23 protein-coding genes are annotated in these 24,937 nt (G+C 66.6%); 13 read left to right on the plus strand and 10 right to left on the minus strand.

Features of this window, described 5'->3' with window-relative positions; all coding sequences use genetic code 11:
- Positions 1–24 precede the first annotated feature (24 nt).
- Positions 25–876, minus strand: coding sequence for a prephenate dehydratase (pheA, locus tag GS424_RS06735; RefSeq protein WP_154334111.1), 852 nt, complete (start codon positions 874–876; stop codon positions 25–27).
- Between the two features lie 343 nt (positions 877–1,219).
- On the opposite strand from pheA, the gene GS424_RS06740 reads away from it, so the two are divergent.
- The 3 genes from GS424_RS06740 to GS424_RS06750 are packed head-to-tail and all read left to right on the plus strand — an operon-like array spanning position 1,220 to position 4,823.
- Positions 1,220–2,452 carry a hydrogenase small subunit gene (locus GS424_RS06740; protein WP_160941851.1) on the plus strand — a complete coding sequence of 411 codons (1,233 nt, stop codon included), beginning with the start codon at positions 1,220–1,222 and terminating at the stop codon, positions 2,450–2,452.
- Between the two features lie 6 nt (positions 2,453–2,458).
- The gene (locus GS424_RS06745; RefSeq protein WP_160941850.1) at positions 2,459–4,123 is read left to right on the plus strand and encodes a nickel-dependent hydrogenase large subunit; all 1,665 of its coding nucleotides are present in this window, start codon (positions 2,459–2,461) and stop codon (positions 4,121–4,123) included.
- Between the two features lies 1 nt (position 4,124).
- The gene (locus tag GS424_RS06750) at positions 4,125–4,823 is read left to right on the plus strand and encodes a cytochrome b/b6 domain-containing protein (RefSeq protein ID WP_160941849.1); all 699 of its coding nucleotides are present in this window, start codon (positions 4,125–4,127) and stop codon (positions 4,821–4,823) included.
- 85 nt (positions 4,824–4,908) lie between these two features.
- Here GS424_RS06750 and GS424_RS06755 read toward each other — a convergent pair whose 3' ends face one another.
- Positions 4,909–5,472 (minus strand): NADPH-dependent FMN reductase, encoded by a 564-nt coding sequence (locus GS424_RS06755; RefSeq protein WP_160941848.1) that lies wholly within the window; start codon positions 5,470–5,472, stop codon positions 4,909–4,911.
- A 97-nt stretch (positions 5,473–5,569) separates the two neighbouring features.
- On the opposite strand from GS424_RS06755, the gene GS424_RS06760 reads away from it, so the two are divergent.
- The 3 genes from GS424_RS06760 (at position 5,570) to GS424_RS06770 (ending at position 7,635) form a co-directional block, all read left to right on the plus strand.
- Positions 5,570–5,998, plus strand: a complete 429-nt coding sequence (locus GS424_RS06760; protein WP_160941847.1) for a viscotoxin-A3 — start codon at positions 5,570–5,572, stop codon at positions 5,996–5,998.
- Positions 5,999–6,499 carry a hydrogenase maturation protease gene (locus tag GS424_RS06765; RefSeq protein WP_160941846.1) on the plus strand — a complete coding sequence of 167 codons (501 nt, stop codon included), beginning with the start codon at positions 5,999–6,001 and terminating at the stop codon, positions 6,497–6,499. It abuts the gene before it with no gap.
- 149 nt (positions 6,500–6,648) lie between these two features.
- The gene (locus GS424_RS06770; protein WP_160941845.1) at positions 6,649–7,635 is read left to right on the plus strand and encodes a GGDEF domain-containing protein; all 987 of its coding nucleotides are present in this window, start codon (positions 6,649–6,651) and stop codon (positions 7,633–7,635) included.
- On the opposite strand, the gene GS424_RS06775 is transcribed toward GS424_RS06770, so the two are convergent.
- A complete protein-coding gene (locus GS424_RS06775) occupies positions 7,613–9,292 on the minus strand; it encodes a putative bifunctional diguanylate cyclase/phosphodiesterase (RefSeq protein WP_160941844.1) in 1,680 nt (559 codons plus the stop codon). The genes GS424_RS06770 and GS424_RS06775 overlap by 23 nt on opposite strands.
- 242 nt (positions 9,293–9,534) lie before the next feature.
- Between GS424_RS06775 and GS424_RS06780 the strand changes: the two genes are divergently transcribed.
- The 3 genes from GS424_RS06780 to GS424_RS06790 all read left to right on the plus strand — a co-directional run bounded on the left by GS424_RS06780 (position 9,535) and on the right by GS424_RS06790 (position 11,420).
- A complete protein-coding gene (locus tag GS424_RS06780; protein ID WP_154334104.1) occupies positions 9,535–9,957 on the plus strand; it encodes a DUF488 domain-containing protein in 423 nt (140 codons plus the stop codon).
- 243 nt (positions 9,958–10,200) lie between these two features.
- Positions 10,201–10,857 (plus strand): TetR/AcrR family transcriptional regulator, encoded by a 657-nt coding sequence (locus GS424_RS06785; protein WP_160941843.1) that lies wholly within the window; start codon positions 10,201–10,203, stop codon positions 10,855–10,857.
- Entirely contained in the window at positions 10,854–11,420 is a 567-nt protein-coding gene (locus GS424_RS06790) for a flavodoxin domain-containing protein (RefSeq protein ID WP_160941842.1), read from the plus strand. The genes GS424_RS06785 and GS424_RS06790 overlap by 4 nt, the downstream gene beginning before the upstream one ends.
- 261 nt (positions 11,421–11,681) lie before the next feature.
- Here GS424_RS06790 and GS424_RS06795 read toward each other — a convergent pair whose 3' ends face one another.
- The 5 genes from GS424_RS06795 to nth form a co-directional block, all read right to left on the minus strand.
- Positions 11,682–12,284 carry a helix-turn-helix domain-containing protein gene (locus GS424_RS06795; RefSeq protein ID WP_160941841.1) on the minus strand — a complete coding sequence of 201 codons (603 nt, stop codon included), beginning with the start codon at positions 12,282–12,284 and terminating at the stop codon, positions 11,682–11,684.
- Positions 12,285–12,369: 85 nt separating this feature from the next.
- Positions 12,370–13,200, minus strand: a complete 831-nt coding sequence (locus GS424_RS06800; RefSeq protein ID WP_160941840.1) for a DNA-formamidopyrimidine glycosylase family protein — start codon at positions 13,198–13,200, stop codon at positions 12,370–12,372.
- A 68-nt stretch (positions 13,201–13,268) separates the two neighbouring features.
- A complete protein-coding gene (locus GS424_RS06805; RefSeq protein ID WP_160941839.1) occupies positions 13,269–13,808 on the minus strand; it encodes a CarD family transcriptional regulator in 540 nt (179 codons plus the stop codon).
- 199 nt (positions 13,809–14,007) lie between these two features.
- A complete protein-coding gene (locus tag GS424_RS06810; protein WP_160941838.1) occupies positions 14,008–15,150 on the minus strand; it encodes an aldo/keto reductase in 1,143 nt (380 codons plus the stop codon).
- A gap of 17 nt (positions 15,151–15,167) precedes the next feature.
- Positions 15,168–15,830: an endonuclease III gene (gene nth, locus GS424_RS06815; RefSeq protein ID WP_160941837.1), complete on the minus strand. Its 663-nt coding sequence runs from the start codon at positions 15,828–15,830 to the stop codon at positions 15,168–15,170.
- 110 nt (positions 15,831–15,940) lie between these two features.
- On the opposite strand from nth, the gene GS424_RS06820 reads away from it, so the two are divergent.
- From GS424_RS06820 to GS424_RS06835, 4 genes are all read left to right on the plus strand, one after another.
- Positions 15,941–17,341, plus strand: a complete 1,401-nt coding sequence (locus GS424_RS06820; protein ID WP_160941836.1) for a helix-turn-helix transcriptional regulator — start codon at positions 15,941–15,943, stop codon at positions 17,339–17,341.
- 178 nt (positions 17,342–17,519) lie between these two features.
- Positions 17,520–19,076: an FAD-dependent oxidoreductase gene (locus tag GS424_RS06825; RefSeq protein ID WP_160941870.1), complete on the plus strand. Its 1,557-nt coding sequence runs from the start codon at positions 17,520–17,522 to the stop codon at positions 19,074–19,076.
- 342 nt (positions 19,077–19,418) lie between these two features.
- Positions 19,419–22,928, plus strand: coding sequence for a transcription-repair coupling factor (mfd, locus tag GS424_RS06830; RefSeq protein WP_160941835.1), 3,510 nt, complete (start codon positions 19,419–19,421; stop codon positions 22,926–22,928).
- Positions 22,925–23,863 (plus strand): DMT family transporter, encoded by a 939-nt coding sequence (locus GS424_RS06835; RefSeq protein WP_160941834.1) that lies wholly within the window; start codon positions 22,925–22,927, stop codon positions 23,861–23,863. The genes mfd and GS424_RS06835 overlap by 4 nt, the downstream gene beginning before the upstream one ends.
- Before the next feature lie 38 nt (positions 23,864–23,901).
- Here GS424_RS06835 and GS424_RS06840 read toward each other — a convergent pair whose 3' ends face one another.
- On the minus strand, positions 23,902–24,549 hold the full coding sequence (locus GS424_RS06840; protein WP_160941833.1) for an SdpI family protein: 648 nt from the start codon (positions 24,547–24,549) through the stop codon (positions 23,902–23,904).
- Positions 24,506–24,814, minus strand: a complete 309-nt coding sequence (locus tag GS424_RS06845; protein WP_160941832.1) for an autorepressor SdpR family transcription factor — start codon at positions 24,812–24,814, stop codon at positions 24,506–24,508. The genes GS424_RS06840 and GS424_RS06845 overlap by 44 nt, the downstream gene beginning before the upstream one ends.
- Positions 24,815–24,937: the final 123 nt, after the last annotated feature.

Genomic DNA, 24,937 nt, shown 5'->3' on the forward strand with positions numbered 1-24,937 from the left:
CTTCGCGATCGTGCACGCAACCGCTTACATAATAGGATAGCTTCCCAGCACCTTCACCTCGCGCAGCTTGAGGCGCAGGCAGTTGAGCGCCGTCTGCACGGCCAGGTCGTTCACGTTCTCCTTGAACTCGATGAAGAACATGTAGTCGCCGAGCGCCTGCTTCGTGGGGCGCGATTGGATCATGGACAGGTTGATGCCGGCGTAGGCGAACTCCGACAGGATCATGTTGAGCGTGCCGGCGCGGTCGACCTGCAAGAACAGCGCGAGCGACGTCTTGTAGCGCTCGCCGGTGAACACGGGCGGATGCCCCTGGCGCCCGATGAGCGCGAACGACGTCTGGTTGCCGAAGTGGTCCTCGATCTCGCGCTCTTCGACGCGCGCGCCGTACAGCTCGGCGGCGAACGCGTTGGCGATGCTCGCGATGTGCTTGTTCTCGCCGGCGAGGCGCGCGCTCTCGGCGGTGGACGACGTGGTGATGGTGGAGCGGCCCGGCAGGCGCTCGCTCAGGAAGCGGCGGCATTGCGCGAGCCCCTGGGCGTGCGAGGCCACCGTGGAGATGTCCTCGATCTTCGCGTCGGGGTGCATGATGAGGCAATGGTGGATGTCGACGACCTCTTCGCCGAGGATGGTGGCCGAGCTCTTGAACGAGAAGTTGTCGAGCGTGGCCGTGACGGACCCTTCGAGGGAGTTCTCCTTCGCCACCACGCCGAACTCGCATTTGCCGCGGTCGACGCAGTCGAACACCTCGTCGAACGAGGCGCATTCGAACAGGTTCGGGTCGTCGATGCCGAGCCGGGCCGCGAACGCGCGCGCGGCTTCGTCGGTGTAGGTGCCGGCAGGGCCGAGGTAGGCGAATACGGGTTCGGTTGAAGCCATGGGTCCAATCCTTCTATCGGGGTTCTCGATTATCGGTGCTTGTGCTATCATACCCGTCTTCACGACAAGATGAACGGCGGTGAACGAGAAACCAACGGGAGTTCTCACGGATGAGCGGTCTGCATACAGAGGGGCGAAAAAGGGGTCCTCTTGCATGAAAATGCATAAACCAGCTAATCAAGTGTATAACTCATGTTACGCAAATGTCAATCCGTAACATTTTTGCACCACTTGCGGGTCAAACGTTGCGCTCGCGCTCTCGCTGTGCGTTTTATTTCTGGAGTCGTGGAAAATACACAATCAGCAAGCATTGGAAGACGAGAGCACCTGAGGAGGTGTGCACATGGAAACAGAGGCCACAGTTTCAGAGTTTCAGAACATGCTTTCCGCGCGTGGCGTAAGCCGCCGCAGCTTCATGAAACTTTGCGGCGCCGTTGCGGTCGCGGCCGGATTGTCCGAGCTCGCTGCTCCGCGCGTGGCGCAGGCCCTCGAGAAATCCGTGATCGGCGCAACGAAGGGCAAGCTGTATCCGGTTATCTGGATCGAAGGCGCGTCGTGCACGGGCTGTACCGAGTCGTTTGCCCAGGTTGAGACGCCGGATGCGGCTTCGATCGTGCTGGACATGATCTCGCTCAACTACTCCGAAACCCTGTCGGCGGCCGCCGGCTGGTCGATGGAGGAAGCCAAGGAGCAGACGATCGAGGCCGGCAACTACATCCTCGTGTACGAGGGTGCCGTGCTGGAAGGCTGGGGCGGCCAGGCGCTGCGCGTGGCCGACAAGCCCGGTACGGAGCATCTGATCGAGGCTGCCGAGAAAGCCAACGCCGTGGTTGCGTTGGGTTCCTGCGCAGTGAACGGCGGATGGATGGGCGCCAACCCCAACCAGGCGGGCGCGCTCGGCGTGCAGGCGTTCCTCGAGAAAGCCGGCATCGAGACGCCGGTCGTGAACGTTCCCGGCTGCCCGGCCAACCCCGAGTGGCTCGTGGCCGTCCTGGCGGACGTCATCCTGCTCGAGCAGCTTCCCGCGCTCAACGGCGAGAACAAGCCTGCCGGCATCTTCGACCAGACGATCCATGACAACTGCGAGCGTCGCGGTCACTTCGAGAACGGCGAGTTCGTCTACCAGTTCGGTTCCGAGGAAGAGGCGAAGGGCTACTGCCTGTACCCGCTCGGCTGCCGCGGCCCGCAGACGAAGTCGAACTGCGGCGTGGTGCTGTGGAACAACCGTCGCAGCTGGTGCGTGCAGTCCGGCGCTCCCTGCATCGGTTGCTGCGAGGCCAACCCGAACGATCCCGGCCAGAACTGGGTCGAGGTCAACACCCCGTTCTACAAGCGTCATCGCGACCTGCGCATCGGCGACTGGATGGTCCAGCCCGGCACGATCGCGCTCGGCATCACCGGCCTCCTCGCCGCGGCCCTCGTGGTGCACGGCTTCGGCATGAAGATGACCGGCCGCATGGACGGCGGCGCCGACTTCGAGAAGGTGCGCGGTTGGGACGCGAAGCATCCCGACAAGTCCATCGGCAAGTACGACGAAGCCGACCTTAAAAACGACGACAAAAAAGAAGGGAGGTAAGCCCCTATGACCCGTTCAGTCATCGACCCGATCACCCGCATCGAAGGCCATCTCCGCGTCGAGATGGAAGTGACCAACGGCAAGGTCTCCGACGCCTGGGTGTCCGGCGGTTGCTTCCGCGGCATGGAAATGGTCGTCGAGAACCGCACGCCCGAGGACGCGGCGCAGATCGTGCAGCGTATCTGCGGCGTGTGCCCGGTGTCCCACGCCCACTCGTCCGCCATCGCGGCTGAGAAAGCCTACGGCATCCAGATCTCGAACAACGCGCGCATCATCCGCAACCTGCTCGAGGGCGCGCAGTTCCTGCACAGCCATATCCTGTGGTTCTACAACCTGGCTGCCCTCGACTACGTGAACCCGCTGAACGCCCTCAAGGCCGACCCGGCGGATGCCTACGACCTTGCTCAGGCTGCCGGCACCTCCATGAACAGCGACTTCGTCGCGCTCAAGGAGCGTCTGGCGAACTTCGCGGACAACGGCCAGCTGTCCATCTTCTCCGGCAACTGGTTCGACGCCGAGGAGGGCACGGCTTACCAGCTGCCGCCCGAGCTCGACCTCATCTGCACGGCGCACTACCTCGAGGCGCTCACCATGCAGGCCAAGGCCTCGCAGATCTCCGCCATCATCGGCGGCAAGATGCCCCACGTCATGACGCTGATCCCGGGCGGCACGGCCTTCGTGCCCACCGACCAGAAGCTCGACGACCTCAAGGGCCTCGTCGACGAGATCTACACCTGGGTCGAGTCGACCATGATCCCCGACACCCTCGCCATCGCGCCGTACTACATCGACGCGCTGAACTGGGGCAAGGGCTGCGGCCGCTACGTCGCCTGGGGCGTGTTCGAAGGCCAGGGCGACTACGCCAGCTACACCGAGCAGATGGCGAACCGCTACCTGCCCATGGGCGTCATCGACGACAAGCTCAACCTGTCCGACGTGCAGGAAGACCTCATCACCGAGTACATGGGCCGCTCCTGGTACAAGGGCGACGCCACGTACACGTCTCCGTACTTCGTCACGGAGCCCGAGTACACCGAGTACAACGTCGAGGACCGCTACACGTGGGTCAAGTGCCCCGCGTACGACGGCAAGCCCTACGAGGCCGGCGGACTCTCCCGCATCCTGGCCGCGTACAAGCGCAACGTGCCGTTCATCGTCGAGCAGGTCGACGGGCTCCTCGAGGCGCTCGGCGCTCCCGGCCAGATCGGCGTCGCGCAGTCGACGCTCGGCCGCACCGCCGTCCGCCAGATCGAGACGCTCTACATCGCCGGCCTCATGAAGGACTGGGTCGCCGAGCTCATCGAGGCGCTCAAGAGCGGCGACAGCGAGTACTTCCGCGAGCCTGCCACCATCACCGGTTCCGGCACGGGCTTCTGGGAGGCCCCGCGCGGCGCGCTCTACCACTCCGAAAGCGTCAAGGACGGCAAGATCGAGGGGTACCAGATCATCATCCCGACGACGTGGAACCTCGCTCCGATCAACGAGAGCGGCGAGCACGGCCCGATGGAGCAGGCGCTCATCGGCAACCCGGTGGGCGACATCGAGAAGCCGATCAACGCGCTGCGCACGGTGCACAGCTTCGACCCCTGCACGGCGTGCGCGGTGCACATCACCGAGCCGGCGACGGGCAAGAGCTTCGAGACCGTCACGAGCCCCTGGGGGGTGAAGTAACATGGCGCACTTGGCACACTACCGCGAAGCGCATCCGATGCCCTTCGTCATCACGCACTGGATCAACCTCGTTGCGATGCTGCTTTTGATCCTCACGGGCTTCTGCATCCATTTCCCCTTCTGGGCCGGATTCATGGGCATCGCCCGCGGCGTCCATGTGTTCATGGGCTTCGTGCTGTTCCTCAACTGCATCGTCCGCGTGATCATGGCCTTCTTCGTGAAGTCCGCTCCGGACGGCGGCACGCGCTACCAGGTCACGGACTACAAGACGTGGCTGCCGCAGGCTGACAACCGTCACCAGCTGGGCGCGTGGATCCGCTACTACCTGTTCTTCAAGAAGGATCACCCGCTGGGCGCCAAGCTCGGCGTGCCGCAGAAGATCAGCTACCTCGCCATCCCCATCCTCATCATCGTGATGTTCTACACGGGCCTCGCCCTGTGGGCTCCGACGATGAACTGGGCGTTCTTCGCGGCGGGCACCGATCTGGTGGGCGGCCTCATGTCGATGCGCATCATCCACTACTTCATGATGTACGTCTTCATCTGCTTCATGTTCATCCACGTGTACCTGGCGAACATCGAGGGCATTTCCCCGACGCTGCTCATGTTCTTCTGGAAAGAGCACGGCGGCCTGGTGTACGACCCCGAGAAGCACACCATCGTGGGCGAGGACGATCTCAAGCACGGCGAAAAGGCGTAAGCTTCGCACCTCAGCACCAACGAAAGGGCCCGGGAAACCGGGCCCTTTCTCTTCTTCGGGAAGCGGTCTCGTCGGACGGCGCCGCTCAGGCGATCTCCCGCTCCACGAACCTCACGAAGGCGTCCGCCTGCGCTTCGAGGTAGGGGGCCGAGGCGGCCAGCTCGAGGCGGCCCTGCTCGTCGGCCTGCGTGGCGATGTGGGGGATGGTGAGGCGCGGCTTGTTCATCACGTGCGCGTCGAGGAAGCTCAGCATGCTCACGAGCTGGTCCTGGGCGTGCGCGGCGCCGCTCATGCCGATGCTCGCGCCGGCGAGCGCGACGGGCTTCCCGCCCAGCACCTGCGCCTCGGTGGCGCTCACGGGGCGCGACAGCCAGTCCAGGAGGTTCTTCAGCGGCCCGGGGATGGCGTGGTTGTACTCGGGGCTGAACAGCCACAGGCCGTCGGCCTCGCGCACGGCGGCGCGGGCGCGCGTCACCGCCTCGGGGGCGGGGTGCTCGGCGTCCTGGTTCATGAACGGCACGTCGTCCCAGTCGAGGATCTCGAATTCCACGTCGGGGTGCTTCTCGCGCATCACGGTTCCGGCCGCTTCGGCCAGTTGCCGGTTGTAGCTGTTCTCGCGCAGCGATCCTGCGATTGCCAGCAGCTTCATGGTGTCTCCTTCCGCTCGGCTAAAGCCCCCTCGTGTACGGGGCTCACTCGTCTATAATGGCAGACAATCAACGAAGGTGCGAAAGGGATATCGAATTGTGACTGAATTGACCGACGAACAGATCGCCCGCGAAGAGCGCTTCCTCGAAGGGATACCCCGGCTCAACGTCGGCGCGCTGTTCCTGCCGCCCATCTGGGGGCCGGCGCACGGCATGTGGGCGACCATCCTGTTCTACCCCATCTGGCTGTTTGCCGACAACACGTTCTATACCGCGTTCACGGAGCGCACGCCGCTCGCCATCGCCGTCGCGCTCGTCGTGCTGCTCACGCTGACCGCGGGCACCGTGGCGTTCGCCATCCTCGGCCAGCCGTTCGCGGCGCATCGCGCGGCCAGCCTCGGGCAGGACAAGGAGACGTACCTCAAGCGCGAGCGCATCTGGACCGTGGCGTGCGTGGCGGCGGGTCTCGTGATGATCGCGGCGGCCACGTACTACAACCTGGTCATCCGCCCGACGGTGGGAGCGTAGGTGGAAGGCGCGCGCAGCATCGCGGTGTTCTGCGTGGGCAACAAGCTCATGCTGGACGACGGCGTGGGGCCGGCCGTGTACGAGGAGCTGCTCAAGCGCTACGAGATCCCCGACAACGTGGAGCTGTTCGACCTGGGATGCCTTACGCTCAACATGATCGAGCGCGTGCGCGAGTACGACGTCATCATCACGGTGGACGCGGTGGACGGCACCGACGCCGAGCCGGGCACCGTGTTCCGCTTCGAGCCCGACGCCATGGCGCGCCACTCGGGTGCGAACGCGTCGCTGCACGACCTGAAGCTGGTGGATCTGTTCGACGCCGCCACGCTCTTGGGCTACGAGGCCGAGGGCCTGTGCTTGGGCATGCAGGTGGAGAACCCGTCGCCCGCCGTGGTCACCGTGGGGCTCACGCCGAAGGTGGACGCGGCGCTGCCGCTGCTCGTGGAGACGGTGGCGGGCGAGCTCGCCCGGCTGGGATCGCCTTTGCGCGCGCGGGCGTAAGGGAAAATCCCGCGGCCCGATCGGGGTAACACCCGAACCCGGCCGGCGCACCATGAGCGGATCGGTCGGATATCGTACAATGGCCCCGGCGTTTTCTTGCGGGGCGCCGTCGTTCGAATGTCAGTCGATACAGGGGTGACTGGGCTGCCGTGTTGAATCAGAATGGCGAGTTGGACGTGCTGCGGGACATGCCCGTGGCGTTCTCGGTGTTTCGCGTGCTGCTCGACGAGGGCGGACGACCCTGCGACGCGGTGTGCGCCTACGTCAACGACGCGGCCGCGCGCATCGAGGGCCTCGCGTGCGGCCAGGGCCAGGGGACGCCGCTTTCCCAGATGTATTCCGACGTCGATCCGGGAATGCTCGCCGTCATGGGCGAGACGGCGCACCGCGGGGCCAAGCAGCATTTCACGCGCCGCATCGCCGACGCGCGCTACCTCTCCATCCAAACGTACCAGCCGCTTCCGGGCTATTGCGCGCTCGTCATGCACGACGTGAGCGACCTGGCGCATCAGGAGAACGCGCGCAAGGCGGAGCGCGAACAGCTCGAGCACCGGGCCGCGCGCGACCCGCTGACCGGCCTGTACAACGTGCGCGAAGGGCGCGCGTTGGCAAAGCGGGCGCTCGCATCGCCGCGCTGGGTCGGCGCGCGCGGCGCGCTGTTCATGTTCGATCTCGACGACTTCAAGCAGGTGAACGACGAATTCGGCCACGATCGGGGCGACGCGGTGCTCAAGGGGTTCGCGCGCGTGCTCGAGCGCTCGTTCAGATGCTCCGACATCGTGTACCGCGCCGGCGGCGACGAGTTCTCGGCGTTCGTGCCCGACATCCCCTGCGCCTGCGTGGCCGAGCGCATCTGCGCCGAGGTGGTGGCCAGCGTGGAGGCGACGGTCGCCTCGTCGGCGGGCGTGACCGTGAGCATCGGCGTGGCGGTGGGGCGGCCCACGCATGCGTTCGAGGCGTTCTACCGTGCGGCCGACCAGGCCCTGTACGGCATCAAGCGCACGGGGAAGAGCTCCTACCGCATCGCCGACATGGACGACGTCGGGGCGAGGGACGTGCAGGGGCCCGCCGCGCCGTGCGAGGCCGGGACCGACGGCGACGGGGAGGCCGCGGCTAGGACGCTGCCTGCTGCGTGAGGAAGCGCTCCTCGAAGCTGGGCGCCGGGATCGGCCGCGACACGAGGAACCCTTGGATGTTGTCGGCGCCGATGGCGCGCACGGCGTCGAGCTCGGTCGACTCCTCCACGCCTTCGACGGTGACCTCGATGCCCACGCTGTGGCACAGGTCGATGACCGCGTCGATGAACGCGCGGTTGAACGATTCCTCGTGGATGTTCCGGATGAACAGGCGGTCGATCTTCACGATGTCGGCCGGCGACTGCGACAGCAGGCCGAGCGAGGAGTATCCGGTGCCGAAATCGTCCATCGCGATGCGGATGCCGATGGCGCGCAGGCGGTCGAACGTGGTGCGCAGCGCGTCCATGTCGGTGACGAAGTAGCTTTCGGTCATCTCCAGCACGATGGACGCCGGGTCGACGCCGGTACGCTCGATGAGCCGCTCCACGAAGGGGACGAAGTCGGCGTCGAGCAGCTGCAGGTAGGAGATGTTTACATCCATGATGAAGCCCGGCTGCGCCTCGGTCCAGCGCTCGCACTGGGCGAACGACTGCTCGAGCACCCAGCGTCCCACCTGCCCGATGAGGCCGTAGGATTCCAGCACGGGGATGAACTCGACGGGGGAGAGCTGGCCGTGCTCCTCGGAGTTCCAGCGCAGCAGCGCCTCGGCGCCGGCGAGGCCCATGGTGGCCGCGTCGACGAGCGGCTGGTAGTACAGCTCGAAGCCCGCCATGTCGTCGAGGACCGACGTTTGCATGTAGCCGCTGATCTCGAGGCGCCTCAGCTTCGTCGCGGTCATTGTGGACGAGAAGAACGTCGCGGTGTTCTTGCCGCGCTGCTTGCTCTCCTCCAGCGCGTTCTCGGCGTTGCGCAGCAGGTCCTGCCCCGTGGTTGCGTCTTGGCCGATCATGGCGATGCCGGCCGACACCATGCAGAAGAACGTGGCGTCGTCGACGGCGTGCGGGCGGTTCGCCACCACGTGGATGGCGTGGTAGAGCTCCTTCATGGCGGCGCGGTCGGCGCCGTCCGCCACGATGGCGAACACGTCGCCGTCAAGGCGGAACATGGAGGCGCCGTCGGGGATGAGGCGCTGCGTGGACTGGGCGAACATCCTGAGCACGGTGTTGCCGAACGCGTGGCCGTTGAGCGAGTTGATGCGGGAGAAGTCGTCGAGGCCCAGCAGCATGACGCCGCCTTCCGACCCGCAGCCGATGAGCCGGTCGAGCAGGTTGACGCACTCGTCGTGCGTGAACAGCCCGGTGACCGGGTCGATCTTGCCCTTGCGCTCCAGGCAGGTGACTACGCCGGCGAACATGGTGGGCTCGCCGTTCTCGTCGCGCTTCAAGAGGCCGCGGCACACTACCCAGATGCTCTCGCCGAGGATGTTCGTCACCTGGTACTCGACGTCGTGCATGTCCGTCTTGCCGGACAGCATGTCGTCGATGGATTCGTCGAAGCGCACGCGGTCGCGCTCGACGATGAGGTCGCGCCAGAGCGGGATGAGGCCGGGTACGAGGCTGTCGGACAAGCCGAAGTCCTCGCGCATGTTGTCGGAGACGAGCGCCACGTCGCGTCGCATGTCGATGATGTAGAGGTAATCGTCCGTGCTGAACGTCACCGCATCGTAGAACAGCCGCGCGTCGAGCTCGAACGAGTTCAGCGCTTCTTTCGTATCCAAGAAATGCGCTCCGTTTCAATGAACGATTGAATAGGCCTTCTGTATTGTAAACGCAAATGGCACGTTTTTGCGCATAAATGGCCCAAGATGAGGGTAAAGACCCCCTGACAGGCGATAAATTCGCCTGATTGCGGCCCCGTGACGAAGGCTTCTCGATTCGTTCACAGAGCTCCCGCGCGGCTCGCTCCTGCGCGGGCACGCGGTATCGTTTCGGGGAAACGACCGTGAAGGAGCATTCGCTCATGCGCATTCATACCATCAGCGCCTACGAAACCTCGGCCGAGGAGTTCTTCAAGCGCCTCGACGATTGGAAGACCGACCTCGTGGTGGACACGAGGCTCAAGAACACGAATCAGCTGGCGGGCTTCACGAAGCGCGACGACCTCGCCTACTTCGTGGAGCAGCTCGCGCACGCGCGCTACGTGCACGACAAGCTGTTCGCTCCGGCGCCCACGATGATGGAGCGCTACATCCACGGCAACATCGGCTGGGACGCTTACGCCGACGCCTATCGCGAGGACATGCGCGAGCGCGAGGCCGTCCCGCAGTTCTTCGACCGCTACGGCGACTACGAGTCCGTGGCGCTCGTGGGCACCGCCACCCGATCCCGCCGCTCCCACGTGGAGATACTCGCCGAGATGCTCGAGGATTTCCTGAAGGCGTAAAAAAAAAGGGGGGGGGTTCGCCCCTCTCATGGCGCGGGTTGTTCTTCGGGATGAGCGCGTCCTCTGCCGCGCCGATCGCATGCCGCGCCCATCCCGAATCGGCGCGAGCTCGCTCGACGGGCCGCAAGCGTCGCTCCGCGCCATAACATGCGCACGCTCGCGCCGTTTCTCGATCACCCCTTGCAAAACTAGCAGTTGCCAGTTAATATACTAGCAACTGCTAGTTTTGAGGGGAGCGTGAGCATGGAGCAAGAATCAACCGATCGGCAGCCGAAGAGCGCGCGGGGGGCCGCCACGCGCGAGCGCATCGTGCGGGCGGCGTTCGCCCTGTTCGCTGAGCGCGGCTTCCACGCCGTGTCGGTGCGCGACATCGCGGCGGCCGTGGGCATCAAGGACGCGTCCTTGTACAATCATTTTCCCACGAAGCAGGCCATATTCGACGCGGTGCTGGCGGACCAGCTCGCGCGGACGCGCGCGGCGTTCGCCGAGGAGGGGGTCATGTTCGAGCCGTCGGAGGATCCGGCGGGCTACGCCGGCGCCTACGACGAGACGGAGCGGCGGGTCCTCGCTGGGTTCCGGTACTTTTTCGAGGACGAGCAGATGATACGGCTGCGATGCCTCCTCCTCATCAGCCAGTTCGACGACGCGCGCGCCCTTGCGGCGTTTCGGGAGATATTCCTGGATCGGCCGCGGGAGATACAGGCTGCCGTGTTCGCGCACCTCATGGAGAACGGGCGGTTCGGGGGGGACGATCCGCGTGCGCTCGCCTTGGCGTTCTACGGGCCGGTGTTTCTGCTGATGATGTCGTCGATGCCGTGGGCCGAAGCGGAGCCGCTCGTTCGCGACCATATGCGGCGCTTCTACGCGGAACATGCGATCGAAGGAGGGGAGCGGGTATGAGTACGGTGGTCGCGTATTCGTCGCAGACGGGGTTCACGAAGCGCTACGCGGAGTGGATCGCCGAGGAGCTGGGCTGCGATGCGGTGTCGCTCGACGACGAGGCGAGGTTCGACGCGGGCGCATTCGACACGGTGGTGTTCGGCGGCTGGTTCCATGCGGCGGCGCTCGTGGGCGGGAAGTGGTTGAAACGGCAGCGCGTGGCGCATCCGGAAACCAAGTTCGTCGCGTTCGCGGTGGGCGCGACGCCCGCCGCGTGGACCGACATGGTGGACGAGGCGATGGCGCGCGCGTTTCCGTCGCCCGAGTTCGAGGGCATGCCGCGGTTCTACCTGCGGGGCGGGTTCGCCTACGAGAGGCTGAGCAGGCCGAACAAGCTGGCCATGAAGATGTTCTTCAAGATGCAGGCGAAGGCGGCGGAAAGCGATCCGCGCGCCGCCGAGATGCTCGAAGGGATGCGCGGCGACGGCTTCGACGGCACCGACCGAGCCGCCATCGCCCCCGTGGTCGCCTGCGCGAGGGAGCTGGGGGCGGGCTTTCGTGGCGCGGGGCGCTTTGAGGGATAGGGGGGGCGTCTTTGGCCGCGCCGATCGCACGCCGCGCCCGTTCCGAATCGGCGCGGCGTTTGATCGCTGGACCGCAAGCGTCGCCCCGCGCCATGGGAAAAGGGGGCAAGCGTCGCCCCGCGCCATGAAAAGGGGGTAATCCCCGCCCCGCGCCATGGGAAAGGGGTAATCCCCGCCCCGCGCCATGGGAAAGGGGAAATCCCCGCCCCGTGCCGGGGGAGTGGGGCCATCCCCCTCCTCGCGCCGTGGAAGGCGTGGAGCCTATCTCGTGCGGCGAGAGAGGGGCTCGTGGAGCATGAGGCCGTGGGCGGTGCAGTACGTGTACAGCTTCGCGCCGCCGAGATGGGGGAGGCGCGCTTCGCCGCCCTGCTCGGGGTAGAGCTTCTCGAGCGCCATGCGGTCGTGGCCGACCACCGCGACGAACCCCAGGTGATGGCCTTTGGCCATGGGGTGGTCGAACGTGAGGTACAGGTCGCCCTCGACGGATTCCACCGTCACCCGATGCTCGTCGTCGGCCGGATGCGCTTCGAGCGCGGCCAGCTTCCTGCCGCAGCAGGACACCTCGGCGTCTCCCGTGGTGGTGACGACGTTGCCGCAGGCGGGGCAGACGCGGAATGCCGTGCGTTTCATGGTTCCTCCCGTTCTTGCGTCGACGGCAAGCGTTCCGTCGAGCAGCGTTTCCACGGGAGTCTCCAAGCATGCGGACAGGCCGCCCAAAAGCTCGATGTCGGGGCAGCCGCCGCCGCGCTCCCATTTCGACACGGCCTTGTCGGTGACGCCGAGCGCGTCGGCGAGCTGGCGCTGGGTGAGCCCGCGCTCCTCGCGCAGCGCGCGGATGAGCGTGCCGGTGTTTCTGGCGTCCATGATGATCCTCCCTGGTTTTTTCGACGGCGTCCACGATACGCGCCCGCGGCCGCCGGCGCAATGAACGCTCCGTAGAGTCGCGGGCTTAGGTGAGCGGCTGGCAGGCGGGGCAGTAGTACACGTTGCCGCCGAGGTAGGGCTGGCGCACGACGGCGCCGTGACAGACCGGGCAGCCGTCCTTCCACGTCTTCGCCGACAGCAGGCACCGGTAGCCGCCGGGCTCCCCGTAGAGGTCCTTCTCCACGTTGCGCCCGCCTTCGCGGGCCATGGCGGCCAGCGTGTCCTTCATGGCGCGGAACAGGCGCGCGACCTCGTCGTCGGCAAGCGACTTCGCCTTCCGCTTCGGGTTGAGGCGGGCGTTCAGCAGGATGTCCTGCAGCACGCCGTTGCCGACGCCGGGGATGCGCTGCTCGGTGGCCAGGAGCGCTTTCACGCTGGTGACGGGCGGTGCGGCGTCGACGAGCGCGCGGAAGGCGGCCTCGTCGAAGGCGTCGGAGAGCACGGGGACGGCGTCGCGGGCGGCGACGTAGTACTCGTCATCGTCGGCGCCGGTGTCGGCGATGAGGAACATGCCGTACATGGCGGCCGTGCACACGAGCTTCGAGCCGTCGTCGAACGCGAGCAGCAGCTGGTGCTTCGCGGGCGCCTTCGCGCCCGGCGCCAGGCGGCGCGCGTTCACCCCCTCGCGCAAGAGCAGTGTCATGCCGTCGTTCAGCACGAGCTCGACGTAGGGCCCGGTGGCCCTGACGTCGACGATCGCGCGGCCGGCGAGGCGCGCGTCGTAGGTTGAGGGGTCGCCCGTGTAGAACGCGAACTTGTGGGGCGCGCGGTTCGCCTCGGCTTCGACGATGACGCGTCCGAGATACGCGTCGCGCATCTGGCGGGCGAGCGAGAGGGCTTCGGGCAGTTCGATCATGGCGGGCCTCCTGGGTTCGAACGGGGCGCCGTCGCGGGGCCGCGGCGCTGCCGCCAGTATACCAGCCGTCAGCGCCGGCGCGCCTCCGCCTTCTTCACGCGCTCCACGAGGAAGCCTTTCACGTCGTCGCGGGGGATGTCGAGCGACACGGCCAGCTCGTCGCACAGCAGGTTCTCGGCGAGGTCGAAGTACTTCTTGTCGGTGGCGGTGATCTGGCGTCCCGAGTCGACGCGGCGGACGGTGCGCTCGTGCACGGACTTCATGATGGGGACGAGGTCCTCGGGCGCGAACGTCTTGAGGTGGCGGTCGTACTCCTCCTTGATGCGGCGCTCGAGCAGCGTGGGCGTGGGCGCGTCGGGCTTGAGCGCCTCCTCGTCGATGACCTCGGCGTCCGCGATGGAGTCGATGAGCGCGAGCGCCTCGCGTTTCGTCATGACGGGCCTGAGCGCGTCGGTCGCGGCCTCGTCCGCGGCGATGAACAGTTTGAGCGAGTTCTCGAACAGCGCGTGCAGCTCGAGGTAGTCCCTGCCTTCGAAGTACCGCTCGCGCAGCGCGGCGACTTCGCACACGTGATGACGGTAGACGACGGTATCTCCGCATGAGTACATGGCAACCTCCGATGAATGGGTGATGTGAGGAAGCGGTTCCGTCGCGTCGCAATGACGTCGCAGATCAGCGGTTCAATTGTACCATTTTTCGCACCGTCGCGGCGCCGCCCCAATCGGCGAGCGGCGCAGGTGGGGAATCGCCGCTTGCGACGTGCGCCATCTGCTGCGTGCGGGCCATGCGGGCCGCACGGGGGGCGGCTTACGCGAACAGCGCGGCGGCTTGGGCCATGCGCTCGGCGATGGGCACGCCGAAGGGGCAGCGCGGCTCGCAGGCGGCGCAGGCCGTGCAGTCGTCGGCCGCGGCGTCGAGCGCGCGGTAGTGCGCGCGCACCGAGGCGGGCACCTCGCCCTGCATGACGGCCAGGTCGTAGAACTTGTTGACGACGGCGATGTCGATGCCGGCCGTGCAGGGCGCGCAGTGGCCGCAGTACGTGCACTGGCCGTAGTAGGCGTGCTTCGGCGCGCTCGCGAGCACGCTCGCGTAGTCCTTTTCCGCGTCGGCGGCCGTTTCGTAGGCCACGGCGTCGTCGACGTGCGCCGGCTCGTCGAAGCCCGCCATGATGCTGGCCGCAGCGGGGCGGGTGAGCGCGTAGTGGATGCACTGCACGGGCGTCATCGCCGCGCCGAAGGGCGAGGCCTCGGCGCTGAACAGGCGCCCGCCGGCGTAGCCCTTCATCACCGTGAGCCCGACGTCCTCGCGCTCGAGCGTCGCGTACAGCTCGGCGCGGGCCGGTTCCATGCCCGCGAGCGCGTCGTCGTAGTCGAAGGTGAAGGCGTCGTCGAGGCTCGCGGCGGCGGGCAGCAGGTCGAAGGCGGGGTTCACGCTGAACATGATCGTCTCGATCTCGCCGGAGCGCGCGGCCAGCTTCGCCACCTCGGGCGCATGGGTGGACAGCCCGACGTGCTCGACGGTGCCGGCGGCTTTGAGCGCGCGCACGTAGTCGATGAACGGCCCGGCCATGATGCCCTCGTACTCGTCCACGTCGTCGACGTAGTGGATCATGCCGAGCTCCACGTGGTCGGTGCCGAGGCGCGCGAGCAGGTCCTCGAAGGCGGGGCGCACGAGGTCCATGTCGCGCGTGCGCACGTACTGGCCGTCCTGCCAGGTGGAGCCGATGTGGCCCTGGATGATCCAGCTATCGCGCGTGTTCGCCAGCGCGGCGCCCAGGTTGCTGCGCACGTCGGGGCCGGCCATCCAGCAATCGAGGATGTTGATGCCCGCCTCCTCGCAGCGCGCGGTCACGGCGCGCACCTCGGCGGCCGTCTTCTTCTCCATCCATTCGGCTCCGAAGCCGATCTCGCTCACCATGAGCCCGGTCTTGCCCAACCGACGGTACTTCATGAGGTTCTCCTTCTTGCTTAGAACGTGCCGCAGCTGGGACACAGGTCGCAGATGAAGCACTCGGCGCATTTCGGGCTGCGCGCGATGCACGTCTCGCGGCCGAACAGCACCCACTGGTGGTTGATGGGCCCCCACCAGGAGCGCGGGTACAGCTTGAGCAGCGCGTTCTCGGTCTTGGCGGGCGTGTCGGCGGAAGGGCCGGCGAACTTCAGCCGGTGCGCGATGCGGAACACGTGCGTGTCCACCGCGATGCCCTCCACGATGCCGAACGCCTCGTTGAGCACGACGTTCGCCGTCTTGCGGCCCACGCCGGGCAGCTTCTGCAGCTCGTCGATGTCGCGCGGTATCTCGCCGCCGTAGTCGGCCACCACCAGCTGGGCGCATTTGATGACGTTCGCGGCCTTCGTGTGGTAGAAGCCGATGGTGCGGATGATCTCCTCGACGTCGCGCACGTCGGCCGAGGCGAGGTCGGCGGGCGTGGGGTAGCGCTCCCACAGCGCGGGCGTCACCTTGTTCACGCCCTTGTCGGTGGTCTGCGCGCTCAGCAGCACGGCGATGGTCAGGCGGAACGGGTTGCCGCCGTAGACGAGCGCGCACTCGGCGGCGGGGTAGTGCTCGTTCATGCGCTCGGCCACCTCGAGGGCGCGCTCGCGCTTGGCGGTCATGGTTTCACGCGGCATAGGAACTCCTTCGGGGCGCGTCGTTGGTTCAGAACGGGTTTCAGTATAGCTCAGAAAACGCGCCGCTGACGAGCGTGTCCTGGTATGCTTACATGCGTCACGGTGCGTCAATGCAAAACGCGAAGGAGATGAGGACGCTGGCCCTGCAAGAGCCGTCTGCTGCATCGTACGGCGATGCCGACAACATCGATCTAGACGCGGTCGTTCGCTGGGCTCTCCCGGTCGCTCCTCTCGTCGCCGCCAGCCTATCCGTTCTCTCGTACACGCTCTCTCCTGTGGCGGAACTGCATGAAAGCAATCTTTACCTGGCTTTCTTCGCCTCCGCCCTCATCGGCTTCCTCTCGGCTCTGCTCGTGTGCCGGGCGGGACGGTTTGCCTCAAAGGCGTTGGGCGTCGTCGATGCCGTCGTGTTGGAATGCGCGTTCGCGTTCTTTATGCTGGGCTATCCGATGACGCAGCCTCTTTCAGGTTTCACGTGGGCTGCCGTAGCGATGACGGGCTATTCTGCGGCGTCTCTCTTGGTGCTTTGGCTCCCATATCAACCCGTCGGGACGGAGCGGACCGAGATGTTTGGATTCGCGGTTGCGTTTTTGTGCGGCTTTCTCATCCGCGTCGTTCAGATACTGCTCCCGCCGCTCATGCTCGGGTTTCTGTTCCCTCTTGCTACCGTGATACCCCTGCTCGTCGTCCAGCGCCGCAAGCCCCGGTCGTTCAAGCTTGATCGGTCGGGGATAGCTGTCGGCTCGCTGGGCAAAGCTGCGCCGCTCGCCATGCGCTTCGTGGTTATTGGCATGGGGATGGGGCTCATGGGAAACGGCGCTTACAACGCGGATTACAGTGCGGGCCTTCTGGCCGTACTTTTGATTGCGGCTTCACTCTACCGGCGCGCGCCCGCGCTGCGGACCGTCTCGCATGTCGCCCCCGCGCTTATGGTGATAGGCCTTTGCATGTGGCTGCTGCCCGAATCAGGCGCCCCCCTCGCCGTGTACCTTGCGGGATGCGGCTCTCTGACGGTGTGGCTGCTCTGCTCGGCGCGTGGGAGCATTCTGCTTACCGGCGTCCTTTTGAGCGCTGCGACCGTTCTTTGCCTCGTTGGGCTCGCTGTCCAGCAGGTTTTGGCGGGAGCGTTCTCGATGGACGGTGCTTCCATGGTGGTGGCGTTGATCATTGCGATGGTTGTGATCGACGTCGTTTGCGGGATGCTCGGCTTGAAAGACCGCGCGGAGCTCTTCGAAGGCTCTTTGGAGGTGCGGCAGGAGCCGCAGGACGAGCGTGCCTGTGCACGTGCGGTAGAGCAGGCGTTCCTGGCGTACCAGCTTTCAGCACGCGAGCTGGAGGTTGCCGCCTTTCTGCTCGAGAACAGGAGCGTTGGTTACATCTGCGCATCGCTCGGCCTCTCTCAAAGCACGGTGAAGACTCATATCCGCCACATTTACGGCAAGATGGACATTCATAGCAAAGACGAGCTGCAGCTGCTCGCCCGAGGGCGGGAAACCCGCTCGTCATCCTAAAAAATCGATAGCGACCAGCAGATTCATCCTGAAAAGCCGATACCGCGGACGATGGTGGGCATCCGGACGACGTGACAGGATGTAGGCTAACGCGCTTCGGTGCGACGCGCGCTCGGTTGAGCGACGTATCAGGGGCATCGAAGAGGCGGGAAGTCGGATTTCGATCAAGGAGGATGCTATGAAGCAGGAAGCGGGATTGTCGCGCAGGGGATTCGTGAAGGCTGCTGGTGCAGCAACCGTCGCATTGGCGGCTTCGTCGCTTGCGGCCGGGTGCGCGCCGAAGGATCCGAAGCAGAGCTCTCAAATTGTGGGAGAGGGAAGCTCGACCGAGTGGACGGACGAGGCCGATGTCGTCATCATGGGGCTGGGCGCCGCCGGCGTGGCGGCCGCGGTCGAAGCGGTGGCGGCCCAATCGAAGGTGATCGCCATCGAGAAAGCCGAGAAGGCTGGCGGCGCGACGGTGCTTTCGGGGGGACTCATCTACATGGGAGGCGGCACCAAGCTGCAAACGAACCTCGGGATCGAGGATACCCCCGAGAACTTCAAGAACTATCTTTCGAAGGCGCTTGGGAAAAGCTCCGATCCCGAGTTGTTCGCCACGTTTTGCGACCAGTCCGTCGATCTGTACGACTGGTGCGTTGAGCAGGGGATGAAATTCGAAGGGGGCGTCGACGAGACATCCCATGTTGTCGAGCCGCCGGAGGGCATCAGCCTCATCTACTCTGGCAACGAGCGGACGCGCGAGTATATGAGCGTTGCGGCGCCGGCGCCTCGAGGACATGCTCCCCAAGGAGGGGCGATAAACATTATCGAGCCCTTGCTGTCGAACGTGGAAGGGGACATGGACATCCGATACAAGACGACGGGCACCGAGCTGGTAGTGGACAGCGCCGGCGCGGTGATCGGCATCAAGGCGAAAGGCCCCGATAAGGGCGACCTCGCAATCAAAGCGAACAAGGGAGTGATCCTGACTTCGGGCGCCTTCACGTTCAACGAAGGCCTGGTGGCTGATGCTCGCGCCGAGGTTCTCTCCTGCAAGAAGCGCACAGGAGGCGAGAACGATCTCGGAGACGGTCTTCTGGCCGCCTTGAAGATCGGCGCGGCGACTCATAGCCTGTCGCGCATGACGATCGGCGAGCATGTGTACCTGTACGGAGCGCTCTCGTCCGGCGCGCTGCTCGACTATCGAGGACATCGCATCCTCTCGGAAGATTGGTACGGCAGTTTCATCGGGCGGAAGGTCTTGGAGAATTCCCCTGACAGCTGCTTCATCATCCTCGATCAGCCGTTGTATGACGAGGTTATGCAAAACCCCTCGGCGAAAGGGCTCCCCGAGCCGCTCAAAGCGGACACGCTCGAGGAGATAGCGAAGCAAACGGGGCTGCCGGAGGGCAACGTGGTCTTTTCGATCGAACGCTACAACGAGTTTTGCGACCAGGGGGCTGATGGCGACTTCGACAAGGGGGTCGAATACTTGCAGCCGCTCGTCACTCCGCCGTTTTACGCGGTGCCTGCGAATCTTGGGGCGCTGGCAAGCTACTTCACGCTCGGAGGGTTGAAGATCAACCCGTCTGCGCAGGTCGTTGACCTCGACGGTGCTGCGATCCCCGGCTTGTACGCGGCGGGGCGTTGCTCGTGCGGTATATTCGGGGAGTATGCCGGCTCGGGCTCTTCGATCGCCGATGGGCTGACGTTCGGGCGCATCGCGGGCAAGGCCGCTGCAACGTCGGCGTGATAATTCTGCTTCCTTCCGTCGCTCCTGCGATGGCATGAGACGGGGGCGCAGGGGGCGCACTGCGAACCAGTGCGCCCCCTAGCCGAACGTGCGTGGCCGTCCGAACCCTCGTAGGGATCCGATCTTCAGGGATCGGGGCGCTGACGGGTCGGCATCTTCGACGGTGCCTGTGGTTTCTCCTTCACGGGGCGGCTTCGGGCATCGTGCGGGGCGGGCTCGGGTGGTAGAATCGTCAGCGCTGCCCGCGCGTGCGCGGACGGCGAGCAGAAACCTTGCATGAGGCCGCGAATCGCGGCTTTTTGTGCTGTTCGCATACGGAATGCATACGGAAGAGGACGCGCCATGCTCATCGACTCATTGACGTTCACGCTGGAGAAATCGGGCTGCCTCGACGCGTTCTGGGGCAGGCTCGACGGGGGCGAGGACGGCACGCTCGGCGTGGCCTCGTCGGCGCGCCCGTTCCTCGTGGCGGCGCGCTTCGCGCACAAGCCCCAGCCGACGCTCGTCGTGGTGGCGGGCGAGGACGCCGCCGTCGCGTTCTCGCGCAGCCTGGCCGCCTACCTGGGCGAGGAGCGCGTCATGCGCTTCCCCGAGCGCAGCGACTACCCCTTCGTCGCGAAGCCCAGCGACCCCGCGCAGGTGGCGCGCCGCATGGAGGCCGTGCACGCGCTGGCCGGCGGGCGCGAGGCGGTGGTGGTGGCAAGCGCCCGCGCGCTCGTGCGCGCGCTGCCGCCGGCAGGCTCCGACGTGCACCTGCCGGTGGCGCTCGAGGCGGGCCGCGAGCTGGCCGCCATGCCCGGCGCCCAGGCGGCGAGCGTCACCGAGTTCGAGGACCTCGCCCACGCGCTCGAGGAGCGCGGCTACCGCAACACCGGCGAGTTGGACGGCCCCGGCACCTTCGCCGTGCGCGGCGGCACCGTGGACGTGTACCCCGGCAACCTCGTGTACCCGGTGCGGCTCGACTTCTTCGGCGACGAGCTGGAGGAGATCCGCCGCATCGTGCCCACCACGGGCCAGACCATCCAGGCGCTGCCGGGCGTGAGCATCTACCCGGTGGTGGAGTTCTCGTGCTCCAAACGCGGGCTCGCCCGCGCGCGCCAGAAGCTCGAGCGCCCCGCCGCGACGAACCCGGTGCTGCGCGACGTGCTGGAGAAGCTGGACGGCGGCCTGCGCTTCGACGGCTCCGACATGCTGCTGCCGTACCTGTACGCCACCACGTCCACGCTCGGCGACTACGTGCGCCCCGGCGCGCTCACCGCGCTGCTGGAGCCGCGCTCGCTGTTCGACGACATGACCCACGCCTACGACGACGTCGTGGGCCGCGCGAAAGGCTCGAGCATCCCGGTGGAGGGCCTGTACGCCGAGCCCGGGGCCGTGAGCTTCGGCGAGGGGCAGCGCGCCACGTACGTGTCCATCATGCGCGTGGGCGGACACGTGGACGACGAGCTGCCCGTGAAGCGCGTGGAGGTGGCCGGCCATCCCGACAAGCTGTTCGGGCGGCTGCGCAGCCTCGTGGACACCGACTACACGGTGGTGTTCAGCGCCCCGAACTTCCGCGCCCGCCAGGACATGAAGCTGGCGTTCGTGGACCACGGCCTGCCGATCCAGGAGACGCTGGACGTCTCGAAGGAGGACGGCTCCCCTTCGGGACGTCCCGCCGGTGAGGAGACCGATGGCGCGGCCAAGCGCCGCCTGCGGCGCGGCGTGGTGAACGTCGTGGACGTGGACGTGCCGCTCGGGATGATCATCCCGAAGGCGAAGCTGGCCATCGTGAGCCTGTCCGACACGCAGGGCTCGTCCTCGTCGAGGCCGTCGCGCCACGTGGACATCACCGAGATCACCTTCCCCTACCAGCCGGGCGACTACGTGGTGCACGCCGCGCACGGCGTGGCCTACTTCAAGGAGCTCGTGCGGCGCGACGTGGACGGCACGGCACGCGACTACCTGCTGTTGGAGTACTCCGAGGGCGACAAGCTGTACGTGCCGGTGGAGCAGCTCGACCGCGTGACGCGCTACGTGGGCCCGGAGGGCGCGAGCCCGCGCCTCACGCGCCTCAACACGGCCGACTGGTCGCGCGCGCTGGCCAAGGCGCGCAAGGCCACGAAGAAGCTCGCGTTCGACCTCGTGGACGTGTACGCGCGCCGCGCCTCCACGCAGGGCTACCGCTTCGGGCCCGACACCGCGGCCCAGCGCGAGATGGAGGAGGCGTTCCCCTACCAGGAGACGCCTGACCAGCTGGCGGCCATCGCCGACGTGAAGGCCGACATGCAGTCGGCGAAGCCCATGGACCGCCTCGTGTGCGGCGACGTGGGCTTCGGCAAGACCGAGGTGGCCCTGCGCGCCGCGTTCAAGGCCACGCAGGACGCCAAGCAGGTGATGGTGCTGTGCCCCACCACCATCCTCGCGCAGCAGCACTACACGAACTTCAAGGAGCGCTGCGAGCCCTTCGGCGTGCGCGTGGAGGTGCTCTCGCGCTTCCGCACGCCCGCGCAGCAGGCCGCGGCGCTCAAAGGCTTCCAGGACGGCGACGTCGACGTGCTCGTGGGCACGCACCGCCTGCTCAGCCGCGACGTGAACCCGCACGACCTGGGCCTGGTCATCATCGACGAGGAGCAGCGCTTCGGCGTGGGCCACAAGGAGCAGATGAAGAACCTGCGCGAGTCCATCGACGTGCTCACACTGTCGGCCACGCCCATCCCGCGCACCATGCAGATGTCGCTGTCGGGCGTGCGCGACATGAGCCTCATCCTCACGCCGCCCGACGAGCGCCGCCCCGTCGAGGTGCACGTGGGCGAGTGGGACCCCGACGTGGTGAGCGGCGCCATCCGGCGCGAGCTGGCGCGCGGCGGCCAGGTGTACTACGTGTCGAACCGCGTGCGCTCCATGGAGGAGGCGGTGCGGCGCGTCATCGCGGCCGCGGGCGAGGCGCGCGTGGGCGTGGCGCACGGGCAGATGTCGAAGGAGCAGCTCGAGCGCGTGATGGAGGACTTCAGCGCCGGCGAGCTGGACGTGCTGGTGGCCACCACCATCATCGAGAGCGGCATCGACAACCCGCACACGAACACGCTGATCATCGAGGACTCGCAGCGCTACGGATTGGCGCAGATGTACCAGTTGAAGGGCCGCGTGGGCCGCTCGTGCACGCAGGCGTACGCCTACTTCATGTTCCCCGAGCACATGGAGCTCACCGAGGAGGCCGCCGCGCGCCTGACCGCGCTGAACGAGCACACCGACCTCGGCAGCGGCATGCGCATCGCCATGCGCGACCTGGAGATCCGCGGCGCGGGCAGTCTGCTGGGCGCCGAGCAGAGCGGCAACATGTCCGCGGTGGGCTTCGACCTGTTCGCGCAGATGCTGTCCCAGGCGGTGAACGCCACGCGCGAGGGCGACCTCAAGGCGATGGAGACGCTGCCGCCCGCGCTTTCCGACATCACGGTGAACGTGCCGGGGCACACCTACCTGCCCGAGGAGTACGTGCCCGACGCCGACGAGCGCGTGCTGTGGTACCGCAAGATCGCCTCGGCCGCCACCGAGCAGGCCGTCGCTGACGTGGCTGCCGACCTGGCGGACAAGCGCCCCGACATGCCGCAGGCGGCGAAGAACCTGCTGGAGAAGGCGCGCATCAAGGCCTACGCGAACGAGCACCACATCAAGACCGTGTCGGTGACGGGCGGCAAGCTGGTGGTGGAGCCCATCGACGTCTCCCGCGACAAGATGACGGGGCTGCGCCGCGCGGGTGGGCGCTACCTGGCCGACAAGCGGAAGCTGTCGCTGCCCCTGCGCCACTTCAAGCTGGACGAGGGCGACAACCTGCTGGGCCCCGTCGCGCGGTTCCTCGAGGAGCTGGCATGAGGGAGGGGATAGCCGAGGGGGAGGCGCTGCTGCGCCGCCGCCATCTGCGGGGCGTGCTGTGCGCGCTCGTGGGCGCGGGGCTGTGGGGCTTCTCGGGCGCGTGCGCGCAGTACCTGCTGGCGAGCTACGATATCACGCCCTCGTTCATCACCGCCGTGCGCATGCTGGGAGCCGGCGCGCTGTTCCTGATCGTGCTGGCCATGCGCAACCGCGGGCTGCTGGCGGCGATGCTGCGCGACGGGCGCACGCTCGGCCAGCTGGCCGTGTTCGGCGGCGTCGGGCTGTTCCTATGCCAGATCACCTACACCATCGTGATCGGCTACACGAACGCGGGCACCGCCACCGTGCTGCAGACCACCGGCATCGCGTTCGTCATGCTGTTCACCTGCGCCGCCACGCGTCGGTTGCCGCGGGTGCGCGAGGCGGTGGGGCTGGTCGCCGCCATCGCAGCCACCTGGCTCATCGCCACGCAGGGCGATCCGAGCGCGCTGTACCTGCCGCTCGTGGGCCTGGCGTGGGGCATCGCGAACGGGCTGTCGGTGGCGTTCTACATCATGTACCCGAAGAGGCTGTTCGCCCGCTGGGGCAGCTTCGCGGTGACGGGCATCGGCATGCTGTTCGGCGGCGTGGTGGCCACGGCGGTGTACCTCGGCGGGGTGGCGCTCGGCGAGCCGCTCGCGCTGCCGTCGCTCGACGCGATGGGCGTAGCCGTGTTCGCCGCGTTCATCGTGGTGGGCACGTTCGCGGCGTTCGCGCTGTACCTGCACGGCGTGTCGGTGGTGGGCTCGGTCGAGGGCAGCCTGCTGGGCGCCATCGAGCCCGTCAGCGCCACCGTGTTCGCCACGCTGTGGCTGGGCACCGCGTTCACCGGCGCCGACCTCGCCGGCTGCGCCCTCATGATAGCCATGATCTTCCTCGTGACGGGGAAGAAGTAGTCTTTTCCTCTCCCTTCGCGCCCTCCTGACGGGAATCACTACTTCCCCAGCTCCTGACGGTAGACGATGTAGGAGCCGACGACGACAGTGGCGAACCCGACGAGCAGCACGAGCAACACGGTGGGCGTCACGAGGCGAGCGGGCAGTACGAGGCCGAGCGCTATCATCGCCATGCCCATCGCGATGCCCGCGTACCCGCCGAAACGCTGGCTGCGGCGCCACGTTTCGGGACTGGCCTCGCTCCACGGCGTGCGCAGGCCGAAGAAGGGGTTGCGATCTGCCTTCGGCATGAAGTTGCCCGCCACGACGCAGAGCGAGCCGCCGATGACGGCGGCCCAGCGACTCGCGTCCAGGTCGGGCTCGGGGAAGGGCGCGCCGTCGTAGAGGAGCGCCTTCGTGAGGAAGAACAGGATCCAGGCAAACACGAACAACTCGAAGGCCACGGCGCCCCACGCGTAGCGCTGCTCCTTGCCGATCGGCGCGTTTTTGGAACCCATCACGATGAACACGCCACAGAGCGGGAACAGGAGCGCCACCAGAAGCTCGTACTTGCTGCCAAGGCGGTCGGGCTCGTTCGCCGCGTTGAAGTGCACCGGCACCTGGTCGGGCATGAGATGGATGAGCACGGACGCCACGATGACGTTAAGCGCTATGAGGACGTACGTCGTTGCGTAGAGCTTCTTCATTGTCAGCCTCCTTCAGGTTGGCGATCCAAAGCAGCGTCTCTTCGAGCACGGACGCCTTCAGCTCGTAGAAGATGTGCTTGCCCTCGCGGTAGTCGCGCACGAGGCCGGCGCTCTTGAGCACCGAGAGGTGCCGCGACACGGCGGGGGCGGAGATGTCGAACAGGCCGGCGATGTCGCCCGCCGGCATGCGCCCCTGTTTCAGGTGCTCGAGGATATCCCTCCTCACGGGGTCGGACAGCGCTTTCAGCGTTTCCTGGATGCCCATCGGCCCTCTCCGCAAACAATTAACAATATGGTTAAATATAACGTGTTGCAGAGGAGGATGCAAGGGGGGGGGCTTGGAATGCGGATTGCAGAAGCGGAGGTGGGGCACCGCCTGCGAAGCGCG

The sequence above is a fragment of the Eggerthella guodeyinii genome (genome assembly GCF_009834925.2).
Classification (GTDB): Bacteria; Actinomycetota; Coriobacteriia; order Coriobacteriales; family Eggerthellaceae; genus Eggerthella; species Eggerthella guodeyinii.